23 protein-coding genes are annotated in these 25,856 nt (G+C 66.2%); 15 read left to right on the forward strand and 8 right to left on the reverse strand.

Annotation, left to right across the window (positions count from 1 at the left end):
- The first annotated feature begins 150 nt into the window (after positions 1 to 150).
- The gene (locus AB4Y63_RS16570; RefSeq protein ID WP_441792174.1) at positions 151 to 1,164 is read left to right on the forward strand and encodes a serine hydrolase domain-containing protein; all 1,014 of its coding nucleotides are present in this window, start codon (positions 151 to 153) and stop codon (positions 1,162 to 1,164) included.
- A 254-nt stretch (positions 1,165 to 1,418) separates the two neighbouring features.
- On the opposite strand, the gene AB4Y63_RS16575 is transcribed toward AB4Y63_RS16570, so the two are convergent.
- Both AB4Y63_RS16575 and AB4Y63_RS16580 read right to left on the reverse strand, forming a co-directional pair.
- Positions 1,419 to 2,249: an alpha/beta fold hydrolase gene (locus tag AB4Y63_RS16575; RefSeq protein WP_441792175.1), complete on the reverse strand. Its 831-nt coding sequence runs from the start codon at positions 2,247 to 2,249 to the stop codon at positions 1,419 to 1,421.
- A gap of 45 nt (positions 2,250 to 2,294) precedes the next feature.
- A complete protein-coding gene (locus tag AB4Y63_RS16580) occupies positions 2,295 to 3,131 on the reverse strand; it encodes an exodeoxyribonuclease III (protein WP_441792176.1) in 837 nt (278 codons plus the stop codon).
- 87 nt (positions 3,132 to 3,218) lie between these two features.
- Between AB4Y63_RS16580 and AB4Y63_RS16585 the strand changes: the two genes are divergently transcribed.
- Together AB4Y63_RS16585 and cofE are read left to right on the forward strand one after the other, a co-directional pair.
- Positions 3,219 to 4,220 carry a TIGR03557 family F420-dependent LLM class oxidoreductase gene (locus AB4Y63_RS16585; RefSeq protein WP_441792177.1) on the forward strand — a complete coding sequence of 334 codons (1,002 nt, stop codon included), beginning with the start codon at positions 3,219 to 3,221 and terminating at the stop codon, positions 4,218 to 4,220.
- A complete protein-coding gene (cofE, locus tag AB4Y63_RS16590) occupies positions 4,217 to 5,131 on the forward strand; it encodes a coenzyme F420-0:L-glutamate ligase (RefSeq protein WP_441792178.1) in 915 nt (304 codons plus the stop codon). Before AB4Y63_RS16585 ends, cofE begins: the two co-directional genes overlap by 4 nt.
- A 715-nt stretch (positions 5,132 to 5,846) precedes the next feature.
- On the opposite strand, the gene cofD is transcribed toward cofE, so the two are convergent.
- Entirely contained in the window at positions 5,847 to 6,875 is a 1,029-nt protein-coding gene (cofD, locus tag AB4Y63_RS16595; protein WP_441792179.1) for a 2-phospho-L-lactate transferase, read from the reverse strand.
- A 144-nt stretch (positions 6,876 to 7,019) separates the two neighbouring features.
- The gene (locus AB4Y63_RS16600) at positions 7,020 to 8,426 is read right to left on the reverse strand and encodes an aminotransferase-like domain-containing protein (RefSeq protein ID WP_441792180.1); all 1,407 of its coding nucleotides are present in this window, start codon (positions 8,424 to 8,426) and stop codon (positions 7,020 to 7,022) included.
- A 213-nt stretch (positions 8,427 to 8,639) separates the two neighbouring features.
- Between AB4Y63_RS16600 and AB4Y63_RS16605 the strand changes: the two genes are divergently transcribed.
- The 12 genes from AB4Y63_RS16605 (at position 8,640) to AB4Y63_RS16660 (ending at position 22,523) form a co-directional block, all read left to right on the forward strand.
- Positions 8,640 to 9,503, forward strand: coding sequence for a nitrilase-related carbon-nitrogen hydrolase (locus tag AB4Y63_RS16605; RefSeq protein ID WP_441792181.1), 864 nt, complete (start codon positions 8,640 to 8,642; stop codon positions 9,501 to 9,503).
- A gap of 200 nt (positions 9,504 to 9,703) precedes the next feature.
- Positions 9,704 to 11,164, forward strand: coding sequence for a dihydropyrimidinase (gene hydA / locus AB4Y63_RS16610; RefSeq protein ID WP_441792182.1), 1,461 nt, complete (start codon positions 9,704 to 9,706; stop codon positions 11,162 to 11,164).
- A 90-nt stretch (positions 11,165 to 11,254) separates the two neighbouring features.
- On the forward strand, positions 11,255 to 12,271 hold the full coding sequence (locus AB4Y63_RS16615) for a TIGR03842 family LLM class F420-dependent oxidoreductase (protein ID WP_441792183.1): 1,017 nt from the start codon (positions 11,255 to 11,257) through the stop codon (positions 12,269 to 12,271).
- Between the two features lie 156 nt (positions 12,272 to 12,427).
- Complete coding sequence (locus AB4Y63_RS16620) at positions 12,428 to 13,330, forward strand: ABC transporter permease (RefSeq protein ID WP_441792184.1); 903 nt, start codon at positions 12,428 to 12,430, stop codon at positions 13,328 to 13,330.
- The gene (locus AB4Y63_RS16625; protein ID WP_441792185.1) at positions 13,327 to 14,325 is read left to right on the forward strand and encodes an ABC transporter ATP-binding protein; all 999 of its coding nucleotides are present in this window, start codon (positions 13,327 to 13,329) and stop codon (positions 14,323 to 14,325) included. Before AB4Y63_RS16620 ends, AB4Y63_RS16625 begins: the two co-directional genes overlap by 4 nt.
- Positions 14,322 to 15,098, forward strand: coding sequence for an ABC transporter permease (locus AB4Y63_RS16630; protein WP_441792186.1), 777 nt, complete (start codon positions 14,322 to 14,324; stop codon positions 15,096 to 15,098). Before AB4Y63_RS16625 ends, AB4Y63_RS16630 begins: the two co-directional genes overlap by 4 nt.
- Positions 15,099 to 15,196: 98 nt before the next feature.
- On the forward strand, positions 15,197 to 16,357 hold the full coding sequence (locus AB4Y63_RS16635) for an ABC transporter substrate-binding protein (protein ID WP_441792187.1): 1,161 nt from the start codon (positions 15,197 to 15,199) through the stop codon (positions 16,355 to 16,357).
- A 154-nt stretch (positions 16,358 to 16,511) separates the two neighbouring features.
- Entirely contained in the window at positions 16,512 to 17,849 is a 1,338-nt protein-coding gene (locus tag AB4Y63_RS16640) for an aspartate aminotransferase family protein (RefSeq protein WP_441792188.1), read from the forward strand.
- 142 nt (positions 17,850 to 17,991) lie between these two features.
- Positions 17,992 to 19,491, forward strand: a complete 1,500-nt coding sequence (locus AB4Y63_RS16645; protein ID WP_441792189.1) for a CoA-acylating methylmalonate-semialdehyde dehydrogenase — start codon at positions 17,992 to 17,994, stop codon at positions 19,489 to 19,491.
- 12 nt (positions 19,492 to 19,503) lie between these two features.
- On the forward strand, positions 19,504 to 20,145 hold the full coding sequence (locus tag AB4Y63_RS16650) for a HutD/Ves family protein (RefSeq protein ID WP_441792190.1): 642 nt from the start codon (positions 19,504 to 19,506) through the stop codon (positions 20,143 to 20,145).
- Positions 20,146 to 20,340: 195 nt separating this feature from the next.
- Positions 20,341 to 20,889: an orotate phosphoribosyltransferase gene (gene pyrE, locus AB4Y63_RS16655; RefSeq protein WP_441792191.1), complete on the forward strand. Its 549-nt coding sequence runs from the start codon at positions 20,341 to 20,343 to the stop codon at positions 20,887 to 20,889.
- On the forward strand, positions 20,889 to 22,523 hold the full coding sequence (locus AB4Y63_RS16660; protein ID WP_441792192.1) for a hypothetical protein: 1,635 nt from the start codon (positions 20,889 to 20,891) through the stop codon (positions 22,521 to 22,523). The genes pyrE and AB4Y63_RS16660 overlap by 1 nt, the downstream gene beginning before the upstream one ends.
- A 52-nt stretch (positions 22,524 to 22,575) precedes the next feature.
- Here AB4Y63_RS16660 and AB4Y63_RS16665 read toward each other — a convergent pair whose 3' ends face one another.
- The 4 genes from AB4Y63_RS16665 to AB4Y63_RS16680 form a co-directional block, all read right to left on the reverse strand.
- Entirely contained in the window at positions 22,576 to 22,710 is a 135-nt protein-coding gene (locus AB4Y63_RS16665; protein ID WP_441792193.1) for a hypothetical protein, read from the reverse strand.
- 189 nt (positions 22,711 to 22,899) lie between these two features.
- Positions 22,900 to 23,700 carry an HAD-IIA family hydrolase gene (locus tag AB4Y63_RS16670; RefSeq protein WP_441792194.1) on the reverse strand — a complete coding sequence of 267 codons (801 nt, stop codon included), beginning with the start codon at positions 23,698 to 23,700 and terminating at the stop codon, positions 22,900 to 22,902.
- A gap of 53 nt (positions 23,701 to 23,753) precedes the next feature.
- A complete protein-coding gene (locus AB4Y63_RS16675; protein WP_441792195.1) occupies positions 23,754 to 24,437 on the reverse strand; it encodes a metal-dependent transcriptional regulator in 684 nt (227 codons plus the stop codon).
- Between the two features lie 67 nt (positions 24,438 to 24,504).
- The gene (locus AB4Y63_RS16680; protein ID WP_441792196.1) at positions 24,505 to 25,794 is read right to left on the reverse strand and encodes an Nramp family divalent metal transporter; all 1,290 of its coding nucleotides are present in this window, start codon (positions 25,792 to 25,794) and stop codon (positions 24,505 to 24,507) included.
- Positions 25,795 to 25,856: the final 62 nt, after the last annotated feature.

Raw genomic sequence — 25,856 nt, forward strand, 5'->3', positions numbered from 1 at the left:
GATGCCGCGGCGTCGCTTCCGGGATGACCGGAGTTACCAACACGACCGGCACGCCACTCGGTGATGGCGCCCCGGGGGTCGAGCCTGTCGAGATCTTGCGAGCCAACCATCCGGCGCGGTAGGCACCCGCCGGGTGCCTACACTTGGTAGGTGGATACCACTGGATTGAATGAATTTCTGGCCGACAACGAGTTCGCGGGCGTTGTGCTCGTGCGAGAGGGCGACGCGACCGTCTTCGAGTCGGCCACCGGTCTCGCCACCCAGCGCTGGGGCATCCCGAACACGATGGACACCCGCTTCGACACCGCGTCGATCACCAAGCTGTTCACCGCCGTCGCCGTGCTGCAGCAGGTTGAGCGCGGCACGCTCGACCTCGAGACATCGATCCACCACTACGTCGACCTCGCCGACACCACGATCGGCATCGGCGTCACCCTGCTTCATCTGCTGACCCACACGAGCGGCATCGCCGACATCGTCGACGAGGAAGCCGGCGAAGAGTACGAAGCGCTGTGGGCCCGGGTTCCGAACTACACGCTGACCGAAACTGCGGACTACCTGCCGCTCTTCGCTCACAAGGAGCCGGTCGCCGCGCCCGGTCTCGACAGCGAATACAGCGATGCCGGCTACATCCTCGCCGGCCTCGCCGTCGAAAAGGTGACCGGCCTGAGCTTTCGCCAGTACGTCATCAACGAGATTTTCGCTCCGGCCGGGATGAGCGATTCGGGCTTCTTCGACCGCCGCGAAGCCACTCCGCGCCTGGCCGAGGGCTGGGACCAGGCCGAGAACGGCACCTGGGGCTCGAGCGTCTTCGCGACCCCGCCGATCGGCTCGCCCGACGGTGGCGCGCAGGCGACGGCAGCCGATCTGGTGAGGTTCCTCGACGCCCTCCGCAACGGAATCCTGCTCAACGCCGAGATGACCGAGGAGTTCTTCAGCCCCCAGGTCGAGCACGACGAGGCCACGTCCTACGGCTTCGGCCTCGAGTTCGACCTCGACGAAGACGGTTCGGTGCGCTCCTATTACAAGGACGGCGTGAATGCCGGCGCCGGCGGAATTCTGCGTCACTACTACGAGCAGGGTCTGGATGTCGTGGTGTTGAGCAACTCAGAAGAGGGCGCGTGGGATGTCATCCGCGAACTCGACGAGCGCCTCGGCGGCTAGTCGTTTCACCACCTCGTTGATTGAGGAGCGCGCGAGCCGGCGAGCACGCGTCTCGCTCGTTGATTGAGGAGCGCGCGAGCCGGCGAGCACGCGTCTCGAAATCTCGTGAGCCGATGTTCAAACGCAACTCACGTTCACGGATCGTCTCACCGGGTCTCGACAAGCTCGACCACCGGGATGGCCGCGTTCGAACGTCGTCTCACCGGGTCTCGACAAGCTCGACCACCGGGAGGGCACACGCGAACGCTGCGCGCCTACAAACCGTTCTCGGCCAGCCAATCGACGAGCAACCGCTCGAACTCAGCCGGATGCTCGACGCTCGGCAGGTGGGCGGAGTCGCCGAACACGTAACCGCTCGCTTCAGGCATCGTCGCGGTGAGGTACTCGTAGTGCGCAAGCTCTGAACTGAGATCGAACTCGCCGACGGTCACCAGGGTCGGAACCGAGATGTCGCCAATCCGCGAGTACGCTGGCGGATCGAGCGGAATTCGGCTCAGCTTCTCGTGGGCATGCGCGGCGTTGATGCGGTTGAGCGCGGCCGCGAGACTGACGAACTCGGGATCGAGATCGCGCTCGGCGCGAAGCGGGCCGACGTCCCAGAGGGTGACCTCGAGCCGAGCCGCCGTGTGCCAGTCGTCATCGGCTTCCGCCGCGTTGATCGCGGCGAAAAGCTCGCCCTCCCGCTCTGTGAGCGGAGTCGGCGGGAATCCGCTCGGCCCGGATCCGACCGTGACGAGCCCGGCCACCCGATCCGGATGCTCCAGCGCGAGATCGAGGGAGATCGCACCGCCGCGAGACGCCCCGATCAGTGTCGCGCGGGCGACGCCGAGGTGATCGAGAATGGCGATCGCGTCGGCTCGGTCCGAAAATGGGCGGTTCGAGGACGCGACATCCTGGCTCTGCGTCTGCCCGTACCCGCGGGTGTCGAAGCGGATGACGAAATGATCGGCGGCCAGGGCCTCGATCTGCGGATCCCACATGCGCAGGTTCGCCACCCCGGCATGGATGAGTAGCAGCGCCGGCGACGAGATGTGGCCGTCGGTCTCGTAGTAGAGCGAGGCACCGGGCACGTCGAGGTGAGGCATGGATTCAGCGTAGGCCGGGCACCCTGTTTTTTCGGGCGTGAAACGCTAGAAGATCATCGGCCGATCGTCGTCTTCGCCCTCGATCTCGACATCCACCACCACGGGAACGTGGTCGCTCGGGGCGTCACCCTTGCGCTCGTCGCGGTGGATGCTTGCCTCGGTGACGAGTTCGGCGAATGCCGGCGATCCGAGAATGAAGTCGATGCGCATGCCTTCGTTGCGCGGGAAGCGCAGTGCCTTGTAGTCCCAGAAGGTGTAGCCCCCGGGAACGAGCGGGCGCACGACGTCGGTCAGGCCGGCCGCCTCGAAGGCCGCGAATGCCGCGCGCTCGGCGGGGGAGATGTGGGTGGAGAGACCGGGCACGAAACTCGGGTCGCCCATGTCGGCGTCGGTCGGCGCCACATTGAAGTCGCCCATCAGCGCGAGCGCGAGGTGCGGGTTGCGGGCGAGCTCTTCGCGGGCGTGCTTCTCCAGCGTGGCCAGCCAGTCGAGCTTGTAGATGAAGTGGGGGTCGTCGAGGGCACGGCCGTTCGGCACGTAGAGGCTCCACAGACGCATGTCGTTGACCGTGACGCCGAGCGCGCGGGCTTCGAGCGGCTGGTCCGGGCCTTCCTGGCCCTTCAGAAAGCCGGGCATCCCCGGAAAGCTGGTGACGACATCCGTCATCTCCAGGCGGCTGGCGAAAGCAACGCCGTTCCACTGGTTGAGGCCGTGCACTTCAAGGTCGTAGCCGGCCGCCTCGAACGGTTCCCTCGGAAACTGCTCCGGCTTGCACTTGATTTCCTGCATGGCGAGCACGTCGATGTCCTCTCGCACCATCCAGTCGACCGTGCGGTCGACGCGGGCACGGATGGAGTTGACGTTCCAGGTGGCGATGCGCATGCCCTCAAGCCTATTTGGTGTGCGAGCGGAAGATCTCAACGGGTGCTGCTTGCCCATAGGCCCAGCCCGACCCGGCAGAATGGAGCAATGGTCAACGTGCAGATCGGTTATGCGGCGATGCTCGAACAATTCGCGCCCGCCGAGGCCGTCGCGCTTGCGGCCTACGCCGAGCAGCGCGGCTTCAGCGGCGTGATGGCGGCCGACCATTTTCAGCCGTGGGTTCCGGCGCAGGGCGAATCCTCCTTCGTCTGGAGCGTGCTGGCCGCGGTCGGCGAACGCACCGTCGGCGACTTCGGGCCCGGCGTGACGACCCCGACGTTCCGCTGGCATCCGGCGATGGTGGCGCAGGCATCCGCCACGCTCGCCTCGATGTATCCGGGCCGGCACTGGCTTGGCCTCGGCGCCGGTGAGGCGCTGAACGAGCACATCGTCGGCGTCTATTGGCCCGAGGCCGCCGAGCGGCTCAACCGGATGTTCGAGGCCGTCGAGATCATCTCCAAACTGTTCAGCGCATCGATCGCCGGGCGTGATGTGAAGCATTCCGGGCAGTATTACAAGCTCGAGTCGACTCGCCTCTGGACGATGCCCGCCGTCGCCCCCGAGATTCTGATCGCCACGGCCGGTCCGATCACCGCCAAGCGCGCCGGTCGGCAGGCCGACGGGCTGATCACCGTTGGGGCGCCGCTCGACAAGGTCGCGATGCTGTTCAACCGGTTCGAGACGGGCGCGCGGGAGGTCGGCAAAGACCCGTCGAGCATGCCCAAGGTTCTGCGGCTTCACCTGAGCTGGGCCGAGACCGACGAGCTTGCGATGGCCAATGCACTGCGCGAGTGGCCGAACGGTGCCATGCGATTTCCGAAGAGCGACATCAGATCGCCGTTTGAGTTCGAGCAGATCGCCAAGCACCTGCGCCCGGAGGATTTCGACGGGCGGATGGTCATCTCCTCCGATCCCGACGTGCACCGCGCGCACATCCAGCAGTTCGTCGACCTCGGCTTCGACAAGATCTACCTGCACAACGTCGGCCGCAATCAACGCGAGTGGATCGACGTCTTCGGGCGCGACGTGCTGCCGAAACTAGGGCGATGACGATGACGGATGTGACGCACGATATCTCCACGCCGGCGGCGGCCGGAGAGGCCGAGATTCGCATCTTCGTGCTCGACGGGATCGGCGAGATCACCGCGGGCGACGACCTGGCCGAGGCGATCTTTGCAGCGGCCGGTTCGCAACTGGCCGACGGTGACATTCTCGCCGTCACGAGCAAGATCGTCTCGAAAGCCGAGGGCCGCCAACGCGCCGCCGACGATCGTGAGCAAGCGATCACCGAGGAGACCGTGCGGGTTGTCGCGACCCGCGCGCATCCGGGTGGCGTGACTCGCATCGTCGAAAACCGGCAAGGCCTTGTGCTCGCCGCGGCCGGCGTCGACGCCAGCAACACCCCAGACGGAATCGTTCTGCTGCTGCCGATCGACCCGGATGCCTCGGCGCACGCTCTCTGCACCGCCCTGCGGGAGCGCACCGGGTTGCGACTCGGCGTTCTCATCACCGACACTGCCGGTCGGCCGTGGCGCGAAGGGCAGACCGATATCGCGATCGGCGCCGCCGGGGTCGCCGTGCTCGATGACCTGCGCGGCACGACGGATGCCGGTGGCCGCCGCCTCGACGTCACGGTCGCCGCGGTCGCCGATGAGATCGCCGCGGCCGCCGACCTGATCAAGGGCAAGACGAGCGGCAATCCGGTGGCCGTCGTGCGCGGTCTCGGCCGCCTGGTGGGGGAGCTTGAGGCGCTGCCGGCCCGAGGCGCTCGTCTCCTGCAACGCCCCAGCGAGTTCGACATGTTCCGTCTGGGCACGGCCGAGGCGCACGCCGAGGGATTTGCCGAGGGATTTGCCGCCGGACGGGCGGCGGCGCTCGCAGAACTCCGCGCGAATTCAGCTCCGACGGTTTCGACGACCGCAACAACTCCATCGCCTACCTCCACTCCGACCGAGGGCTGACGAGTGACCTCCAGAGTTCGTATTGCCCGCGAGTTGTCAGGCAGGCGCGTTTCATGAGCTGGGTGGTGGTCGTTCCGGTCAAGGGAACCGCACGGGCCAAATCCCGATTCGGCACTCATCCCGAACGTGTGCAGCTCGCCGAGGCATTCGCGCTCGACACCGTGACCGCGCTCCTGGCCGCTCCGGCCGTCGACCGGGTGTTCGTGGTGACGGCCGATGACGAGATCGCCGAACGGATGTCGGCCCTCGGCGCCCACATCATCCGTGAGTCGTCGTCGCCCAAGTCGTCGGACCCCGAGTCGTCGTCGGAGCCCGAGTCGCCGCAACCCCGGACATCCGAGCAGCACGTCGACCCCCTCAACGCGGCGATCCGACAAGGGATCACTGCCGCGCGCGCCGCCGCCCCCGCGAGCAACATCGCGATCGTGACCGGCGATCTACCCGCCCTCACGGTCGTCGACGTCGAGAACGCCCTCGCTCTCGCCGCCGCGCACGAGCGCTCAATGATCCCTGACGAAGAAGGCACCGGAACCACCGCCCTCCTCGCGCTCGCCAGCGCCGCGGCCGCCTTCACCCCCCAGTTCGGAGCCGGCTCCCGCGCCGCCCACGAGGCTGCCGGGCACATCCCGCTCGCGATCCCGCCGACCGCCTCGATCCGCCGGGACGTCGACACTGTCGCCAACCTCGCCGAGGCACTGCACCTCGGCGTCGGTCCCTATACGAGCGCGCTGATCGCGAGCACGTCGCGGGCGATGGCGGCCGTCGAGGAGACGTCGCGCATCCAGAGTGGAACCGCCGCCGAACGGATGCCCGCGGCCTCCAGTTCGGCGACCCCCGCGGCATCCGTCTCGTCGACGAGCCAGGCATCGAGCACGCCGCCCGACCCGCGCGACCCATAGTGCAGCCCCACCGCGGCCGCTGACGTCTCGACGCCGATCACGCGCAGGCAGTGGTCGGCCATCCCGCGCACGGCACTGCCCCCGATGATCGGCGAGACGCCGACAACGCGAGCCGTCGTCGTGTGCAGCGCCTCACGGATGCCCGGCACAGCCAGAATCGTTCCCACAGAGACGACCGGGTTCGACGGCGGCAGAACCACCAGATCGGCGTCACGGATGGCCTCCAGCACGCCGGGCGCTGGCGTCGCGTTCTCGAGTCCGATCTGCACGAACTCGGTCACCTCGACGTGGGCCCGGTAGCGCACCCACCACTCCTCGAAGTGGATCAGGTCGCCGGCCGCGTGCTCGTCGACCGCGGCGGCAAGGCGCACGTGTGTCTCGACCGGCTGGTCGCTCATCGGCAGCAGCGTCGCGCCGGGTTGCCAGCGGCGGCAGAGAAACTCGGTCGCCTCACTCAGCGTCCTGCCATTCCGCATCAAATCGGTGCGCACAATGTGCGTGGCCAGGTCGAGATCGCCGAGCGTGAACCACGACCAGCCGCGCCCGTACGCGGCGATCTCTGCCGAGGTGCGCCGCGACTCGTCCGGACGCCCCCAGCCCTGCTCCTCATTGATCCCACCGCCGAGTGTGTACATGACGGTGTCGAGGTCGGGGCAGATGCGCAGCCCGTCGAGCCACATGTCGTCGCCCGTGTTGACGATCACGGTCACTGAGCTGGTGACTGAGGTGTCCGCTGTGCCGGCATCCGTGCCGCTGGCCGCATCGAGGTTCGCGAGTTCCTGCAGCAGCCCGCGCGTGAAGCGCGCCCCGCCCACGCCGCCGGCCAGCACAGTGATCTTCGTCATAACTCTCCTCGTTGCCTTGGTGCAATGCTCTCGCATCTTGACCGGGCTGCCGAGCCACGCGTGCGCTCAAATTGTCGCCTCGAGACCCGCCCGCGCGACGATTTGAGCGCACGCACGCGAGAGGGATGCGCCGCGCGACTCGGCCTACGCCCAGCGCGCCTCCAACGAATGCACCCCGGGCACCCGCCCCGAACCGGCCTCAACCCCGTTCCCGCCGTCGTTCGCACCCCGAGCGATCGCGGCCAGCGCCGCGGCGATCGGCTCGATGTCGTCGGGCAGCGCTCCGGCCGTCACGCGGATGAATGCGGGGGCCGGCTCGGTCGCGAAGAACGGTGAGCCGCCGGCCACGCGAATTCCGGATGCGGCCAGCTGCACAATCGCATCCCGCTCATCGTTCACCGCCAGCCAGGCGTTGATCCCGTCTGCCTGGGCCAGGTCGAGGCCGTGCTCCCGCAACGCGTCGGCCAACGCCTTCTGCCGGGCAAAGTAGATGCGCCGCGCCTCGCTGATCTCATCGACACTTTCGCGCGACGTGAGCAGGTCGTAGAGGATTGTCTGCAGCATCCGGCTGGTCCAACCCGGGCCGAGCATCCGTCGGGCGACGATCGGATCGACCAGGCTGGCCGGACCGCCGAGCGCCGCGATGCGCAGATCGGGGCCGTGCGACTTCGAGAAGCTCCGCACGTGAAGAACTCGATTCGGCAGCCAGCGGCCGAGACTCACATCCGGGCTGATGCTGATCTCGCCCGAGTGGTCGTCTTCGATCACGACGGTGTCTGCGTTGAGTCGGTGTTCTGCCAGCAGCCCGGCCAGCACTTCGGCCCGCAACGCCGTCATCGAGGCGCCGGTCGGATTCTGCGCACGCGGCTGCAAGATCACGGCGGTCGGGCCGAGTGTGAGCGCGGCCCGAAATGAGGCGGGAACGATTCCGTGCCGGTCGACATCCACCGGCACCCGCTCGAGTCCCAACTGGTCGAGCAGGTCGAAGAACGGCGGAAAACCCGGGCTCTCCACGATGACCCGATCGCCGAACCGGGTGACCGCATCGAGGCTGCGCGAGATCGCGTCGAGCGCGCCATCGACGACGGTGACCGACTCCACCGGGTACGGCCACGACTCGCTGAGCACCGTGAGCAGTTCCGGAATCACCGGCAGATCCTGATAGATCGGGGTGACGGCACGCTGCGACACCCGCGAGAGCGCGGGGCCAAGGGCGGGAAGCAGCTGCGGGTCCGGCGTGCCCCGGGAGAGGTCGATCCGCGCGCTCTGGTGCCGGCCGACCATCGACTGGCTGCGCGCCGGCAGCCATTTGGGGGCGGTGTCGAGCACGAAGGTTCCGCTGCGTCCGCGCGAGACGATCAGTCCGACCGAGCCGAGCGCCTGCCAGGCGTGACTGATGGTCGCGGGGCTCACTCCGAGCAGGGCGGCGAACTCGCGCACGGTCGGCAAACGGTCGCCAGGGGCCAGCGCTCCGGATGCGATCAAACGGCCGATCGCGGCCGCGATTCCAGCAGGTGTGCGGCTCTCAATTTCGTCAAGAAAGATTTGCATGAGCTCTTGCCCCCGACTGGTTTGGACGACAGGATGATTAACGCGTGCGTCACACTCAGAAACACAACAGAAATGTTTACGTCGAATAATAACAAAACCGAGCAAAGAAGTTCGGTTCGGTTCCGTTCGGTGATCGTGTCTCGAAAAACTCGACAATCGTCGAGGGCCGCAAGGCTGACGAGCTCGATCAACGGAGATTGAGGAGACAGAAGTATGACCGTTGAGAGTTCAAGAACAGTTCGTGCAGCAATCACCCAAGCCACCTGGACCGGCGACGAAGAGTCGATGATCGCCAAACACGAAGACTTCGTGCGGAAGGCGGCCGAACAGGGTGTGCAGATCATCTGCTTCCAAGAACTGTTCCACGGCCCCTACTTCGGCATCGTTCAGGACTCGAAGTACTACGAGTACGCCCACAAGATTCCCGGCCCCCTGACCGAGCGTTTTCAGAAGCTCGCGGCCCAATACAAAATGGTCATCGTTCTGCCGATCTATGAAGAGGATCAGCCGGGTGTGCTCTACAACACCGCCGCGGTGATCGATGCCGATGGCACCTACCTCGGCAAGTACCGTAAGCACCACATCCCGCACCTGCCGCAGTTCTGGGAGAAGTTCTACTTCCGCCCCGGCAACGCCGAGTACCCCGTCTTCGACACCGCTGTCGGCAAGGTCGGCGTCTACATCTGCTACGACCGTCACTTCCCCGAAGGATGGCGCGTGCTCGGTCTGAACGGAGCCGAGATCGTTTTCAACCCCTCGGCCACCAAGCCCGGCCTCTCCAACCGTCTCTGGGAACTCGAGCAGCCCGCCGCGGCCGCCGCCAACCAGTACTACGTCGGGGCAAACAACCGCATCGGCAACGAAGAAGCCGAGTTCGGCGAAGACGCCGTGACGTTCTATGGCAGCTCCTACTTCGCTGACCCGCGCGGCAACTATGTCGGCGACGTCGCCTCGACCGACACCGAAGAGATGGTGGTGCGCGACCTCGACATGGGCCTCATCCGTGAGGTGCGCAACTCCTGGCAGTTCTACCGTGACCGTCGGCCCGACTCGTACGACCCGATCGTCGCTCCGTAACGACATGATCGCCATCGAGCATGCCAAGACTGCAGTCTCGGCATGCTCGATCGGCGCACCCGAATAGTCGGTGGTCGAGCGTGTCGAGACCAATTTCCGAGATCTCGACAGGCTCGATCACCGAAATGCCGGTCACCGGATCTTGACCCGGTTGTCGAGCTTGTCGAGACACGATCAACGGATTACCCCCAGGAGACCTCATGAAGACGCTCATCAAAAACGGAACAGTCGTCAACTCCACCGGCACCGCACGTGCCGATGTGCTGATCGACGGTGAGACCATTGCCGCGGTGCTCGCACCGGGTTCGACGCTGCTCGGCTTCGACGTGGAACGGAACGTCGACCGGGTCATCGACGCGGGCGGCAAATATGTGATCCCCGGAGGCATCGACGCGCACACCCATATGCAGATGCCCTTCGGCGGCACAGAGGCCTCCGACACCTTCGAGACGGGCACCCGGGCGGCCGCGCACGGCGGCACCACAAGCATCGTCGACTTCATCGTGCAGTACGCCGGTGAAAACGTGCTCGACCAGTACGCGCTCTGGCACGAGAAGGCCGGCGGCAACTGCGCCATCGACTACGGCTTCCACCAGATCCTCTCCGACGTGCAGGACTCGAGCCTGACCGCGATGGACGAGCTGGTGAAGGAGGGCGTCTCCAGCTTCAAGCTGTTCATGGCCTACAAGGGCGTCTTCCTCTCCGACGACGGCCAGATCGTCAAGGCCATGCAGCGGGCGGCCACCAACGGCAGCATGATCATGATGCACGCCGAGAACGGCAGCGTCATCGACCTGCTCGTGCAGCAGTCGCTGGCCGCCGGCAACACCACTCCCTACTACCACGGGGTCACCCGGCCCTGGCAGGCCGAAGAAGAAGCCACCCACCGCGCGATCATGCTCGCCAACCTCACCGGGGCACCGCTCTACGTGGTGCACGTTTCGGCGAAGCAGGCCGTCGAACAGATCGCCATCGCCCGCGACCGCGGCCAGAACGTGTTCGGCGAGACTTGCCCGCAGTATCTCTACCTCTCACTCGAAGACAACCTCGGTGCCGAGAGCGACGAGTGGGGCAGCTTCGAAGGCGCCAAGTGGGTCTGTTCCACGCCGCTGCGGTCCAAAGAGGAAGGCCACCAGCACCACATGTGGCAGAGCCTGCGCACCAACGACATTCAGATGGTCTCCACCGACCACTGCCCGTTCTGCATGAAGGGGCAGAAAGACATGGGGCTGACCGACTTCTCGAAGATCCCCAACGGCATCGGCTCGGTCGAACACCGCATGGACCTGCTCTACCAGGGCGTCGTCGACAAGAAGATCTCCCTCGAGCGCTGGGTCGAGGTCACCTCGACCACCCCGGCCCGCATGTTCGGCATGTACGGCAAGAAGGGCGTCATCCAGCCGGGTGCCGACGGCGACATCGTCATCTATGACCCGAACGGTCACACCTCGATCGGTCTGCCAACGGATGCCGAGGGCAAGCCGACCGGGCGCACTCACCACATGAACATGGACTACTCCGCCTGGGAAGGCTACGAAATCGACGGACACGTCGACACCGTGCTCTCCCGCGGCAAGGTCATCGTCGACGACAACCAGTACCTGGGCACAAAGGGTGACGGACAGTACGTGAAGCGGGGCCTCAGCCAGTACCTGATCTAGACATCCGCTTGGCCTAGCCGGCCACGAGGAAGACTCGCCAGCTCACCCGCCCGACCGAGATTTTGACGCCGTAAGAGGAAGAGACAACAGATGGACTTCGGAGCAGTACTTCAGACCAACCCGCCGTCGGCGCGCACCGTGCAACTGGCCAAGCTGGCCGAGGATCACGGGTTCAGCCACGTCTGGACCTTCGACTCCCACCTGCTCTGGCAGGAGCCCTATGTGATCTACAGCAAGATCCTCGCCGAGACGCGCAAAATTATCGTCGGCCCGATGGTGACGAATCCGGCCACCCGGGACTGGACCGTCACCGCCTCCACCTACGCCACGCTCAACGAGATGTACGGCAACCGCACGATCTGCGGGATCGGCCGCGGCGACTCGGCGGTGCGCGTCACCAACGGGGCGCCGACCACCCTCAAGACCCTGCGCGAGTCGATTCACGTCATCCGGGAACTCGCCAACTCGCGGTCGGTCGAATACAACGGGGCAACGCTGCAGTTTCCGTGGAGCACCGGCTCGCACCTCGACATCTGGGTGGCCGCCTACGGTCCGCTCGCGCTCAAGCTCGCCGGCGAGGTCGGTGACGGCTTTATCTTGCAGATGGCCGACCTCGACGTGGCCGAGTGGATGATCAAAACGGTTCGCACCGCCGCGGAGAACGTCGGGCGGGATCCGGAGTCGGTCAAGTTCTGCGTCGCCGCCCCCATGTACATCGGCGACGACTGGGAGCACATGCGCGACCAGTGCCGCTGGTTCGGCGGCATGGTCGGCAACCACGTGGCCGACATCGTCGCCAAGTACGGTGCCGATGCGCCCGTGCCGAAGGCGCTGACCGACTACATCAAGGGCCGCGAGGGCTACGACTACAACGAGCACGGCCGCGCCGGCAACACGCACGCCGACTTCGTGCCCGATGAGATCGTCGACCGGTTCTGCCTGCTGGGCACGGCCGATCAGCACATCGACAAGCTCAAAGCGCTGAAAGAAATGGGCGTCGACCAGTTCGCCGGGTACCTGCAACACGACAACAAAGAGGAGACCCTCCGCGTCTACGGGGAGACGGTCATCCCGGCGCTCGCCGAACACATCGTGGCGAAGGCATGAATATGAACTACCGGGACGGTTCGACGCGGGGCCATCTTCTCGGCCCGGCGCTCGCCGAACACATCGTGGCGAAGGCATGAATATGAACTACCGGGACGGTTCGACGCGGGGCCATCTTCTCGGCCCGGCGCTCGCCGAACACATCGTGGCGAAGGCATGAGCCGAAGCGGCAGGGAGTCCCCGCACGGGTCCAAGACGGGACAACGGTTCGCGCTTGGCGCCCTGGGGATTCTCGCGCTCGCCGCGCTCTGGGAGCTCTACAAGTTCGCCGGCCCGGCCAACGGCGTGGTCGTCGGCGGAATCACGATTCTGCCGCGCACCAGCGACCTGGCCATGCCCCACCTCTGGACGATGTTCACCCGCATCTTCGAACCGGTCACCGGGGCATCCACCGCCCTGCCGATGTGGCTGGCCGTGCTGCAGGCCTGCCTGTTCACGCTCGGAATCGCGGCGGTCGGCTGGCTGGTCGGCGTGACCGTCGGCCTCGCGCTGGCCCTGGTCATGCAGCGCTTTCGCCTGGCTGAAGCCGGCATCCTGCCCTGGGTCATTCTCAGCCAGACGGTGCCCCTGATCGCACTCGCCCCGCTCGTTCGGCGCTGGGGTGCCCAGATACATGTCGGGGAGTTCACCTGGGAGAACTGGATGTCGGTGGCACTGATCGCCTCCTACCTCGCGTTCTTCCCGGTGTCGGTCGGGGCGCTTCGCGGACTGAACGCTCCCGAGCAGGCCCACGAAGATCTAATGCACTGCTACTCGGTGGGCTGGTGGAAGACCCTCTGGCGGCTGCGGCTTCCGGCGAGCATTGGCTACCTGCTGCCCGCCCTGCGTCTCGCCGCGGCCAGCGCAGTGATCGGCACCGTGGTCGCCGAGGTGTCAATCGGGCTGCGGGGCGGCCTGGGCCGCATGATCGTCGAGTTCGCAGGGGCCGCGGGAAGCGATCCCGGCAAGCCTTGGGCGCCCATCTTCGGCTCGATTCTCGTCGGTCTCGTGGCGGCCGCTTTCGTCGCTCTGATCGGGCTATTTCTAGGTCGTTTCCGTAGGGGAGAGGTTGCAGCATGAGCGTTCACACCGACGACACGTCACCACCGAGCACACCGGCGGCGGGCACACCTGCCACGGGCACACCTGCCACGGGCGCACCGGCGCACGCCGCATCCCCACCCGCAGCCGTCCCGTCGACCGCGCCGACGGCATCCGTCGCGCCGAATCGTGCGCCGGTGATCCCCGCCGTCGAGGTGACCGGCGTCAGCCGCATCTTCCCGGGCAAGAAAGGGGCAACAGTCACCGCGCTCGACAACGTGAGCATGACCGTCGCACCCGGCGAATTCGTGTCGCTGATCGGGCCGAGCGGATGCGGCAAGAGCACGTTGATGCGCTTGATCGCCGATCTCGACAGCCCGACGATGGGCAGCATCACGGTGTTCGGCAAGCCGGCCCGGCAGGCGCGCGTCGACCAGGACTACGGCATCGCCTTTCAGCAAGCCGGCCTGCTGCCCTGGCGCACGGTGGCCGGAAACATCGAACTTCCGCTCGAACTTCACGGCGCAGGCAAGGCCGCGCGGCGGGCCAGGGTTGCCGATCTGATCGAGCTCGTCGGGCTGTCGGACTTCGCCGGTCACTATCCCGACCAGCTCTCCGGCGGCATGCAACAGCGCGTGGCGATCGCCCGGTCTCTGGCCGAAAGCCCCAGCCTGCTGCTCATGGACGAACCGTTCGGCGCCCTCGACGAGATGACCCGCGAGCGGATGCAGAACGAACTCGTGCGCATCTGCGGTGAGACCGGGGCCGCCGTGGTGTTCGTCACCCACTCCATTCCCGAGGCGGTCTTCCTCTCCGACCGCGTCGTGGTGATGTCGCCGCGGCCCGGACGCATCCGCGATGTGCTCAGCGTCAAGCTCGGCGACACCGGCGAGCGAGGCGAGAACCTGCGTGAAGACGAGCAGTTCTTCCACGCGGTCAGCCAGGTGCGGGAGTTGCTGCACGGCACGCCAGCGGGCGGGGGCGGCACGGGCGGCGCGGCTTCCGGCGGGCCTCGCGGAGTCGACATCCGATGAGAGACACCACCACCTCAAACAGCCTCGCCCGCACCATTCTGGCGCCGGTGCTGTTCGGCCTGCTCGTTGTGGCCATCTGGCAGCTCGCGGTGACGACGCTGGAGATCAAGCCGTTCATCCTGCCCGGCCCGCTCGCGATCGGTGAGCAGTTCATTTCAAACCTATCGAACGTCTGGGCCGGCATGGTGGTCACCGGTCGCAACGCCCTGATCGGCTTGATCGTCGGCTCGATCATCGGCATTCTCGCCGCCATTGTTTCGGCGCTACTGCGGATCTTCGATGAGATGGCGGCCCCGATCGTCGCGGCCATCGCCGTGGTTCCGATCGTGGCTCTCGCTCCCGTGCTCTACACGATGTTCGGGGCAGCGGCCGACACGGCCCGGCAGATCGTGGCCGGCCTGGCGGTCTTCGTTCCCGTCTACTTCAACACGCTCAAGGGTCTCCGCCAGGTGAGCCCGGTGCATCGCGACCTGATGCGGGCCTATGCGGCATCGAGCAGGCAGGCGACGAAGACGGTGACCCTGCCGACCGCGACGCCGTATGTCTTCACCGGCCTCCGCATCGCATCCTCGCTCGCCGTCATCTCCTCGCTCATCGCCGAGTACTTCGGCGGCCCGGTCGGCGGGCTCGGCAAGTCGATCACCTCGGCGGCGTCAGGCAGCAACTACGGCTTGGCCTGGGCCTACGTGCTCGGCTCGATTCTGCTCGGCCTCCTCTTCTACTGCGCAGCGCTCGGCCTCGAGAAGTTGGTCACCCGCCGGAAAGCCGGCTAAACGTCGGTCTGCCACGAGCGGACCGGTCGAAATCAGCACGACGCACCACGCATCACACGCGTAGCACCATCCCAGAAACACCAAGCAAGGAGGAAGACATGAAACACAGCACACGATGGCTCGGCACGGTTGGCGCCGTGGCCGCGGTCAGCGCGCTCGTCCTCAGCGGGTGCAGCACCGGTGGCGACACCGGAGGATCAAGTTCGACGAGCAGCAGCGGCAGCGGCGACCTCACCCCGGTGAGCTTGCAATTGCAGTGGGTGGCGCAGGCGCAGTTCGCCGGCTACTACGCGGCGGTCGACCAGGGCTACTACAAAGACGAAGGCCTCGATGTGACGATCAAGGAGGGCGGCGCCGACATTGTTCCGCAGGATGCCCTCGCGGCCGGTGACGTCGACTACGCGATTTCCTGGGTGCCCAAGGTGCTCGGCTCGATCGAGCAGGGCGCCAACATCACGGATGTCGCCCAGATCTTCGAACGCAGCGCCACCACGCAGATCTCGTTCAAGGACAAGAACATCACGAGCCCGGCCGACTTCAAGGGCAAGAACGTGGGCAGCTGGGGCTACGGCAACGAGTGGGAGCTCTTTGCCGGCATGCAGAAAGACGGCGTGCAGGTCAGCGACATCAACCTGGTGCAGCAGGCGTTCGATATGAGCGGCTTCCTCGCCGGTGACATCGACGCGGCCCAGGCGATGACCTACAACGAATACGCCCAGGTGCTCGAGACGATCAACCCGAAAACCGGCAAGCTGTACCAGCCCGACGAGTTGAACGTCATCAACTGGAACGATGTCGGAACCGCCATGCTGCAGGATGCGATCTGGGCCAACGCCGACAAGCTGTCCAGCGACTCTGCCTACGCCGATCAGACGGTGAAGTTCATCAAGGCCTCCATCAAGGGCTGGATCTACGCCGCAAACAACCCGCAGGAAGCCGCCGACATTGTGGCTGCTGCCGGGTCGCAGCTGCCCGCCGGCCACCAGCTCTGGATGACCAACGAGGTGAACAAGCTGATCTGGCCGTCCACCAACGGCATCGGAATGATCGACGAAGCCTCTTGGAACAACACCGTCGATATCGCCAAGAACACCAAGAACGAAACCGGTGCCACCATCATCACCGCCGACCCGCCGGAAACCGCGTACACGAATGAGTACGTGACGAAGGCGCTCGACGAGCTGAAGGCCGAAGGCGTCGACGTGATGGGGGCCGACTGGGCTCCGATCACCGTCACCCTCAAGGAGGGCGGCGAGTAGCACCCGTTCCATCCGTGGCTAACTCCGGTAATCGCCGGGCGGCGCTGTTCGCAGCCGCATGATTCCGGGCCTGTTTTCTCAATCGGCACCAGATTGCCGGAGTTAGCCACAACCCCACCCGCCCCACCCGTACGACGCGAAAGGCACTGGCGCCATGACCGACACCGAAACTTCCGAGCTCGATGCTTCCGAGCTTGATGCCCTCACCCGGCAGCTCGATCGCGATCACGTCTTCCACTCCTGGTCGGCGCAGGCGGGCCTGAACCCGTTCGTGGTCGCCGGCGGCCTGGGCGCCCGCGTCTGGGACTACGACGGGCGCAGCTATCTCGACTTCTCCAGCCAGCTCGTCAACGTGAACATCGGCCACCAGCATCCGGCCGTCGTCGACGCCATCACCGCGCAGGCGCAGACCCTCACCACCGTCGCCCCAGCCACGGCCAACCTCACGCGCGGGCAAGCGGCCAAGCGCATCGTCGACCTGGCACCGGCCGGATTCAACAAGGTCTTCTTCACCAACGGCGGCGCGGATGCGAATGAGAACGCCATCCGGATGGCCCGCCTGCACACCGGGCGCGACACCATCCTCTCGACCTACCGCTCGTACCACGGCAACACCGGCGCGGCCATCGTCGCGACGGGGGACTGGCGCCGCATCCCCAACGAGTTCGCGCGCGGCCACGTGCACTTCTTCGGGCCGTTCGCCTACCGCAGCGAGTTCTGGTCGACCACGCCGGAGCAGGAGTCGGAGCGCGCGCTGCACCACCTCGAGCGCGTCATCCAGAGTGAAGGCGCCGGGTCGATCGCGGCGATTCTGCTTGAGACGATCCCCGGCACCGCCGGCGTGCTGATGCCGCCGCCCGGCTATCTCGAGGGCGTGCGCGCTCTCTGCGATCGCTATGGCATCATGCTCATCTTCGACGAGGTGATGTGCGGTTTCGGGCGCACCGGGCAGTGGTTCGCGTTCCAGGGCTACGACGTCGTGCCTGACCTGATCACCTTCGCGAAGGGCGTGAACTCGGGCTACATTCCGACCGGCGGGGTGATCATCTCGGATGCGATCGCCAGCGACTTCGACACCACCGTGTTCCCCGGCGGGCTCACCTACAGCGGCCATCCGTTGGCCATGGCGTCGATCATCGCGGCGCTCGATGCGATGGAATCCGAGGGCATCGTGACGAATGCGGAGCGCATCGGAACCGATGTGCTCGCACCTGGCCTGGCGGCACTGGCGGCCAAGCATCCGATCATCGGCGAGGTGCGCGGGGTCGGCGTCTTCTGGGCGCTCGATCTGGTGGCCGACCCCGAGACCCGGGCGCCGGTCGGCGCCACGGTGATGGGACGCATCAAAGCGGAGCTGCTCGCCCGCAACCTGCTGCCGTTCCTCGCCGACAATCGCGTGCACGTCGTTCCGCCCTGTGTCGTCACCGATGCCGAGGTGGCGGAGGCGTTGGCGATCTACGACGAGGTCTTCGGCCTCGACTTGCTCGGCTAGCCATCCCGTTGGTCGTGTCTCGACAGGCTCGACAACCGAGCGAGACCTCGCAAGCCGACCTCCAAACGCCCCCACAGTTCACACGTCCGGCTCACCGGATCTCGACGAGCTCGATCACCGTTTTCCACGAAAGGAAATCCTCATGACTGACACCCCTACCCTGAACCACTGGATCAACGGCGCCGAAGCCACCGGCAGCTCCACCCGCACCTCGCCCATCTTCAACCCGGCCACTGGCCGGGTCGCGAAGAACGTGCGCCTGGCCAGCACGGCGGATGTCGACGTCGCCGTCGCCGCCGCATCCGCTGCCTACCCGCTCTGGCGCGACACCTCGCAGGCCAAACGGCAGGCCGTCATGTTCAACTTCCGCGAGCTGCTCAACGCCCGGAAGGGTGAGCTGGCCGACATTCTCACCGCCGAACACGGCAAGGTGACCAGCGACGCGCTCGGCGAGATCGCGCGCGGCATCGAGGTCGTCGAGTTCGCGCTCGGCATGCCGCACCTGTCGAAGGGCGATTTCTCCGAGAACGTCTCGACCGGCGTCGACGTCTACACGCTGCGCCAGCCGCTCGGCGTCGTCGGAATCATCAGCCCGTTCAACTTTCCGGCGATGGTGCCGCTCTGGTTCTTCCCGATCGCAATTGCCGCCGGCAACACCGTGGTGCTGAAGCCGAGCGAGAAAGACCCGTCGGCCTCCAACTGGATGGCCGCGCTGATGGCCGAGGCCGGCCTACCTGCCGGCGTGCTGAACGTCGTGCACGGCGATAAAGAGTCGGTCGACGCGCTGCTGAACCACCCCGACGTGCAGTCGATCTCCTTCGTCGGTTCCACCCCCATCGCTCGCTACATCTACGAGACCGCCTCCCGCAACGGCAAGCGCGTGCAGGCGCTCGGCGGCGCGAAGAACCACATGCTCGTCTTGCCCGATGCCGACCTCGATCTGACGGCGGATGCCGCGGTGAACGCCGGGTTCGGATCGGCCGGGGAACGCTGCATGGCCATCAGCGTCGTGCTCGCGGTCGAACCCATCGCCGACGAACTGATCGAGAAGATCACCGAACGGATGGCGACCCTCAAAGTCGGCGACGGAATGCGCGGCTGCGACATGGGCCCGCTGATCACCGAGGCGCACCGCGACAAGGTGGCCAGTTACATCGACCTCGCGGCGAAAGACGGAGCCACGGTCGTCGTCGACGGTCGCGGTGTCGAGGTCGATGGGGAGGCATCCGGCTTCTGGCTCGGCCCGACCCTGTTCGACAAGGTCAGCCTCGACTCGGCCGTCTACCAAGACGAGATCTTCGGCCCGGTGCTCACGGTGATTCGGGTGGCCAGTTACGAAGAGGGCCTGCACATCATCAACACCGGTCGCTACGGCAACGGCACCGCCATCTTCACCAACGACGGCGGGGCTGGTCGCCGGTTCCAGAACGAGGTGCAGGTGGGCATGGTCGGCATCAACGTGCCGATCCCGGTGCCGGTGGCCTACCACTCGTTCGGCGGCTGGAAGCAGTCGGCGTTCGGCAACGCGAAGGCCTACGGACCGAGCGGCGTCGACTTCTTCACCCGCGAGAAGGCGATCACCAGCCGCTGGCTCGACCCGAGCCACGGTGGCATTAACCTGGGGTTCCCGCAGCACGACTAGAAAAGAGTACGGATGTCCGACGGCGACATTGCCTTCTTCGAGCTTCTTCCGGCTTCGGCTCGCGATACTGTTCGCTGGCAGAACGGACGCGGAGTCACGCAGGAAGTCGCCGTCGGGCTGACCGAGCCGTCCGCACCTGAGAGCGCGGGCGGTTTCGACTGGCGGGTCAGCATCGCGAGCGTCGACGGCGACGTCGACTTCTCCGCCTATCCCGGCGTCGATCGGTACCTGATGGCCCTCACTCCCGCCGGGCTCGACCTCGTTGTCGACGGCGAGGCGGTCGGCATCCGTCAGTTCTGGGTTCACCGTTTCGAGGGCGAGAGCGTCGTCGCCTCGGTGAACGTGACCGAGCCGGCGCAGGATCTGAACCTCATGCTGACCCGCAGCCGGGCCGCCGGGGAGCTGACCGCGCTGATTCTCGACGGAACCCTGACGATCGAGTCCGGCCCCGAGGAGGTCGTGCTCGTCATCGTGCTCGACGGGGCGGCTCGCCTCGGCGAGGTTCTACTCGGCGCTCAGGATGCCGTGAGGCTCGCGAATGGAGCTCGCTGTGAGCTGTCGGGAGTCGCGAACCTTGCGATCGCCCGAATCCGGGCGAGCTCATCTCTGAACCCGGTGATCGAGCCTGTCGAGATCCCGCGAGCCGATCCCTGACCCCGGCGATCGAGCCTGTCGAGATCTCGCGAGTCGATCCCTGAACCCGGTGATCGAGCTTGTCGAGATCTCGCGAGCCGACCTTTAGACGCAGCTTGCGTCCGAGGATCGGCCGGCGGAGGTCTCGACAAGCTCGACCAACGAGACGGCCTGCCTCGAGAGGATCAGCCGGTCGCGTACCGTAAACTTGACCGTGTGACGGACACTCGGCAGCAGCTCATCGACTACATCTCGGCAGAAGCCGTCTTCCATGGCGACTTCACCCTCACCAGCGGCAAGAAGGCGACCTATTACGTCGACCTCCGCAAGGTGAGCCTCGACCACCGAGTTGCCCCGCTGATCGGCCAGGTCATGCTCGATCTGATCGCCGACATCCCGGATGTCTTCGCCGTCGGCGGCATGACGATGGGCGCCGACCCCGTGGCCGCAGCCATCCTGCACCAGGGTGCAGCTCGCGGTGCGACCTACGACGCATTCGTCGTGCGCAAAGAGCCGAAGGACCACGGCCGCGGCAAGCAGGTTGAAGGACCCGACCTCGCCGGCAAGCGCGTGATCGTGCTCGAAGACACCTCGACCACCGGTGGCTCGCCCCTCGCCGCCGCCGAAGCCCTCAAAAAGGTCGGCGCGATCATCGTCGGCGTCGCCGTGGTCGTTGACCGCAACACCGGTGCGCGCGAAGTCATCGAAGCCGCCGGCTACCCCTACTACGCAGCAATCGGTCTCGACGACCTGGGATTGAGCTAGTGAAGGATGGGCGCAAGCCTGACCCCACACCCGATCAGCTGAACGAGCAGGCTGCTGACACCGAGACTGTAAACACGGATGTCCCGGCTTCAGAGGCCGAGACGGCTGAAGCTCCCGAAACGCACACGCCTGAAGTGACCGAGCCTTCGGCCGAGGCGGAGCCTGCCGTCGAGGTCGAGCCCGAGGTCGAGCTCGAAACCGCCGTCGAGTCTGGCGCCGAGTCTGAGACCGAACCCGCGAGCGAGCCCGGACCCGAGGCCGAAGCCGAAGCCGAAGCCGAAGCCGAAGCCGAGGTCGTGCCCGCGCCTGCCACCGAGCCCGAGCCCTGGTGGACCACCCACATTCAGTCTCCGCTCGTGTTGAACACCGAGGAACTCACGCTTCCGACGATCGCATCCACCCCGCGGCCCGAACCGATTCGTCCGACGCCTGCTCCCGCGACACCCGCACCTGCAGCGCCCGCACCCGCTCCGGCGACTCCCGCACCCGAGACGTCCCTCCCGTCCGCGGCTGACAACCCGACTCCTCCCGTTCGTGAGCGCGGCGCCGAGCCCTCCTTCGATGACCTCACCCGCGGGCCGGGCGCTGCGGCGCCGAACGCCGCTGCCGATGAGGTCCCGGCCCCGCCGGTCGCACCGATTGCGGCTACCCCGCCCGTTGCACCTGCTGCTACCCCGCCCGTTGCACCGACTGCTGCTACCCCGCTGGACGCACCGACTGTTGCTATCCCGCCGGTCGCACCGGCCGCGACCGTGGTCATCCCCACTGCCGCTGCCGCTGCTGCCGCGACGGCTGCAGCGGCTGCCGTCGCCGATGCGACAACTCGCGTGATCCCGTCATCGGCCGAGAGTGTCGTCGCTCGCGAAGCGGCCTCGACAGGCTTGACCGCCGGTGTTGTGAAGCGCCCAGCCCAGCAACCCCCAGCTCAGCCGCAGCCCATCCAGCGCACGCCCACCGTGGCCGCGAGCCCCGCCACGGGCGGAGCGACTTCTTCGGGCGGCGCGACTCCCACCGGTGGCATGGCCACCAACGCCTCGGGCAAACCGACCAGCACCGCGCAGAAGGCGCTGATCTCGATTGCCGCCGTCCTGCTCGTCGTCATCGTGCTCGTCGGATTGTTCTTCCTCGGCCAGAGGATCGGCGGAGGTTCCGCACCGGTCGCCGCGCCGTCCCCCTCGGCAACGGCGAAGCCGTCCCCGTCCCCGACTCCGACCCCCACTCCCACGGTCGAACCGACGGGCCCGCAGGCGGCCGGAGTGCACAAATGGAACACCCTGCGCGGTGGAGAATGCCTGCAGCCGTTCACCTCGCCATGGGACGAAGAGTTCACCGTCGTCGACTGCGCGACCCCGCATGCAGCCGAACTCGTCTACCGGGGGGTCGTCAACGCCGACCCTGCAGTCGTCTTCCCCGGTGAAGCAGCTCTTGCCGCGCAGATGAACCTGCTCTGCAATGCTCCCGGTGTCATCGATCTCAATGTTGCCGGCGAGTACCCCGACGTTCAGGTGCAGGGCAGCTTCCCGGTTACGGCCGAAGAATGGGATACCGGAGATCGCTACTATTACTGCTTCGTGAGCCGGTCTTCGGGGGAACCGTTGACGGCGAGCCTGGCTGGCCCCGGACCGACCGCGTAGCTCGGGGCTGGCTCAGAGCTAGTTCTGGCTCCGAGTTAGTTCAGGATCTGGGCTAGTTCAGGATCAGCGAGAGCACGATCGCGCCGCCCGCGCCGAGAAAAAGGGCGATCACGAGGGTCCAGGCCAGGATGCGCTGGTTGCGCTTGCGGGATTCGCTGTAGATCGAGGTGTCATCGTCGTTATTCATGGCACAACCCTAACGGCAGTCGTGAGTAGCGACCCCGCGTGAGCGCGACGGGAGAGCTCTTTTCGCTTCTGAACTTCAGGCTCATCTGACCCTGAAGTTCAGAAGCGAAAACAGGGGTCCCGCGCCCAGGCCAGCCATCCGGCCAAGCGCCCAGCGCGCACTGCCAAGCGCGCACCCCCAGCGCGAACGCTAGATCTCGTCAGACTCCACCGGGGTCGGAGCGACCAGCTTGTGCACGCCAGACAGAATCTCGTCGGGACGGAACGGGTAGCGGTTGATCTCCGCCTCGTCGCTGATTCCGGTCATCACGAGGATGGTGTGCAGTCCGGCCTCGATCCCGGCGATGATGTCGGTGTCCATCCGGTCGCCGATCATGCCGGTGTTCTCGGAGTGCGCGCCGATCTTGTTCATCGCCGAGCGGAACATCATCGGGTTCGGCTTGCCCACAATGTAGGGGTCCATGCCGGTGGCCTTGGTGATCAGCGCGGCGATCGCACCTGTCGCGGGCATCGGTCCGTCGGCGCTCGGCCCCGTTGCATCCGGGTTCGTCGCGATGAAGCGCGCGCCCTTCAGGATGAGGCGGATGGCCTTGGTGATGGCCTCGAAGGAGTAGTTGCGAGTCTCGCCGACGACCACGAAATCGGGGTCGGTCTCGGTCATGATGAAGCCGGCCTCGTGAAGGGCCGTCGTGATGCCGGCCTCGCCGATCACGAATGCGCTGCCGCCGGGAATCTGTGACTTGAGGAAATCGGCTGTGGCCAGAGCGCTGGTCCAGATGCGCTCCTCCGGAACGTTCAGGCCGGAATCGCGGAGGCGCGCGCTCAAGTCGCGCGGGGTGAAGATCGAGTTGTTCGTCAGTACCAGAAACGGGGTTCCCGCGTCGGTCCACTGCTGCAGGAGTGCCGCCGCACCGGGGAGGGCGCTGTTTTCATGCACCAGCACGCCGTCCATGTCGGTGAGCCAGCATTCAATCTCGTCACGGCGTGCCATCTGGCGTTCCTCTCGTCGGACCTTCAGCCTATCGCCGCCAGGTTTCGGGGGAGTTACGCGCTGAGCCAGATCGAGCCGGCGACATCCGCTGCGAGGGTGTGCGCCGCGCCGTCGACCGTGCTGTCGACCGGGCCGTCGCCGAGGCGCACGGTCACTGCGTCGTCGGCAGTTCGCCCGGTCACCGTGAGCGTGCTTCCGGGCATAATCCCGTCGGCGGCCAGATCGCGCAGGATACCGGGGTCGCGGTCGCTGATGCGCAGCACTGTTCCGCTGTGGCCGAGCTCGGCATTGTACAACTGCACAGCCGGCACGCGAGTGACGGTGCCGTCGACGGCGGGAATCAGGTCGCCGTGCGGGTCGGCGGTGGGTGAGCCGAGTCGCAGATCGATCGCCGCGAGCAGCCGGTCGGACATGGCGTGCTCGAGAACCTCGGCCTCCTCATGCACCTCGTCCCAGCTGTAGCCGAGCTCGCGCACAAGCCAGGTCTCGATCAACCGGTGTCGCCGCACGACCGCGGTGGCCAGACGGAGTCCCTCGTCGGTCAGAGTGAGCGGCCCATAGGGAACGTGGGTGATCAGACCGGATGCCGCCAGCTTCTTCACCATCTCGGTCACCGACGGCGGGGCGACGCCGAGGCGCACGGCCAGCACCGACGGCGTGATCGGGTTGTTCTGCCATTCGGTGTGCGCGTAGATGGTCTTGAGGTAGTCCTCGGTGGCGACAGTGATCTGTTTCATGCTGACTTCAGGCTAGTCCGGCATCCGCGCCGGGCCGGCCATGGGGCAGCTATCCGGCAAACGTCAGCTATCCGGCAAAAGTCAGTACGAGCAGAACGATATTGAGCGTCACCAGCAGCACCGCACAGAGCACTCCGGCCGCGGTCGTGAACCAGCGATTGCGAAACTCACCGAGCAGCCCACGTTGCGCACTGACCCACACCAGTGGGATGAGCGCAAACGGAATCCCGAACGACAGCACCACCTGGCTGAGCACGAGGGCCTCGGTCGGGTCGAATCCCGAGCCGAGAATCACGAGCGCCGGGATGAGCGTGACGAGTCGGCGCAGCAACAGCGGAATCCGCACGTGCAGCAGCCCGTGCATGATCTCAGCGCCGGCGTAGGCGCCGACCGAGGTCGACGCCAGCCCCGACGCAAGCAGCCCGACCGCGAAGATCGTCGCCACCGCCGGCCCGAGCGTGGTCTGCAATGCCGCGTAGGCCCCCTGTAGTGTGTCGGTGCCCTCGACTCCTTGCAGTGCGGATGCCGCCAGCAGCAGGATCGCCAGGTTCACGGTGCCGGCGATCAGCATGGCAATCGACACGTCCCACTTCGTTGCCCACAGAAGGCGGCGGGTCGGCAGGGTGCCCTGGAACTGCGGGAACCTGTCGCGGGCCAGCGCCGAGTGAGCGTAGATCGCGTGCGGCATGATCGTTGCACCGAGGATGGATGCGGCAAGGAGCACGGAGTCTGGACCCTCGAAATGCGGGACGAGCCCGGCAACGACGCCTGCGGCATCCGGTGGCGCAAAGAACACCCCGGCCGTGAACCCGACCGTGATGATCAGCATGAGGCTGATGATGACGCGTTCGAAGGTGCGCGGGCCGCGCTTCGTCTGCACCGTGAGCACGATCATCGAGATCGTTCCCGTGATGATTCCACCGAGCAGCAGGGGCACGTCGAAGAGGAGGTAGAGCGCCACCGCCCCGCCGATGATCTCCGCCAAGTCGGTGGCCATCGCCACGAGCTCAGCCTGCAACCAGTAGAGCCGACGGCTGAGCGGGTGACGGATGCGTTCCCCGAGAATTTCAGGCAGGCTCTTGCCGGTCACGATGCCGAGTTTCGCCGAGAGGTACTGAATCAGCCAGGCCATCACATTCGCTGCGACAACCACCCAGACCAGCAGGTAGCCGTAGCGCGCACCGGCCGTCATATTGCTCGCGACGTTTCCCGGATCGAGGTAGGCGACTCCGGCGACGAGCGCCGGGCCGAGCAGCCACAGCAGCCGGGCGGATGCCGGTGTTCCCGTCGAATGCGGGGTGGCAACGCGCTCGGATACCGGAGTGGCTACAGTGCCACCCGTCTGATTTTTAGGCATACCTAAATCATACGCATGGATTCGACTGAACCCAACCCAACCCAACCCAACCCAGCCGCCCA

This window comes from Leifsonia sp. YAF41 (assembly GCF_052113185.1).
Classification (GTDB): Bacteria; Actinomycetota; Actinomycetes; order Actinomycetales; family Microbacteriaceae; genus Cryobacterium.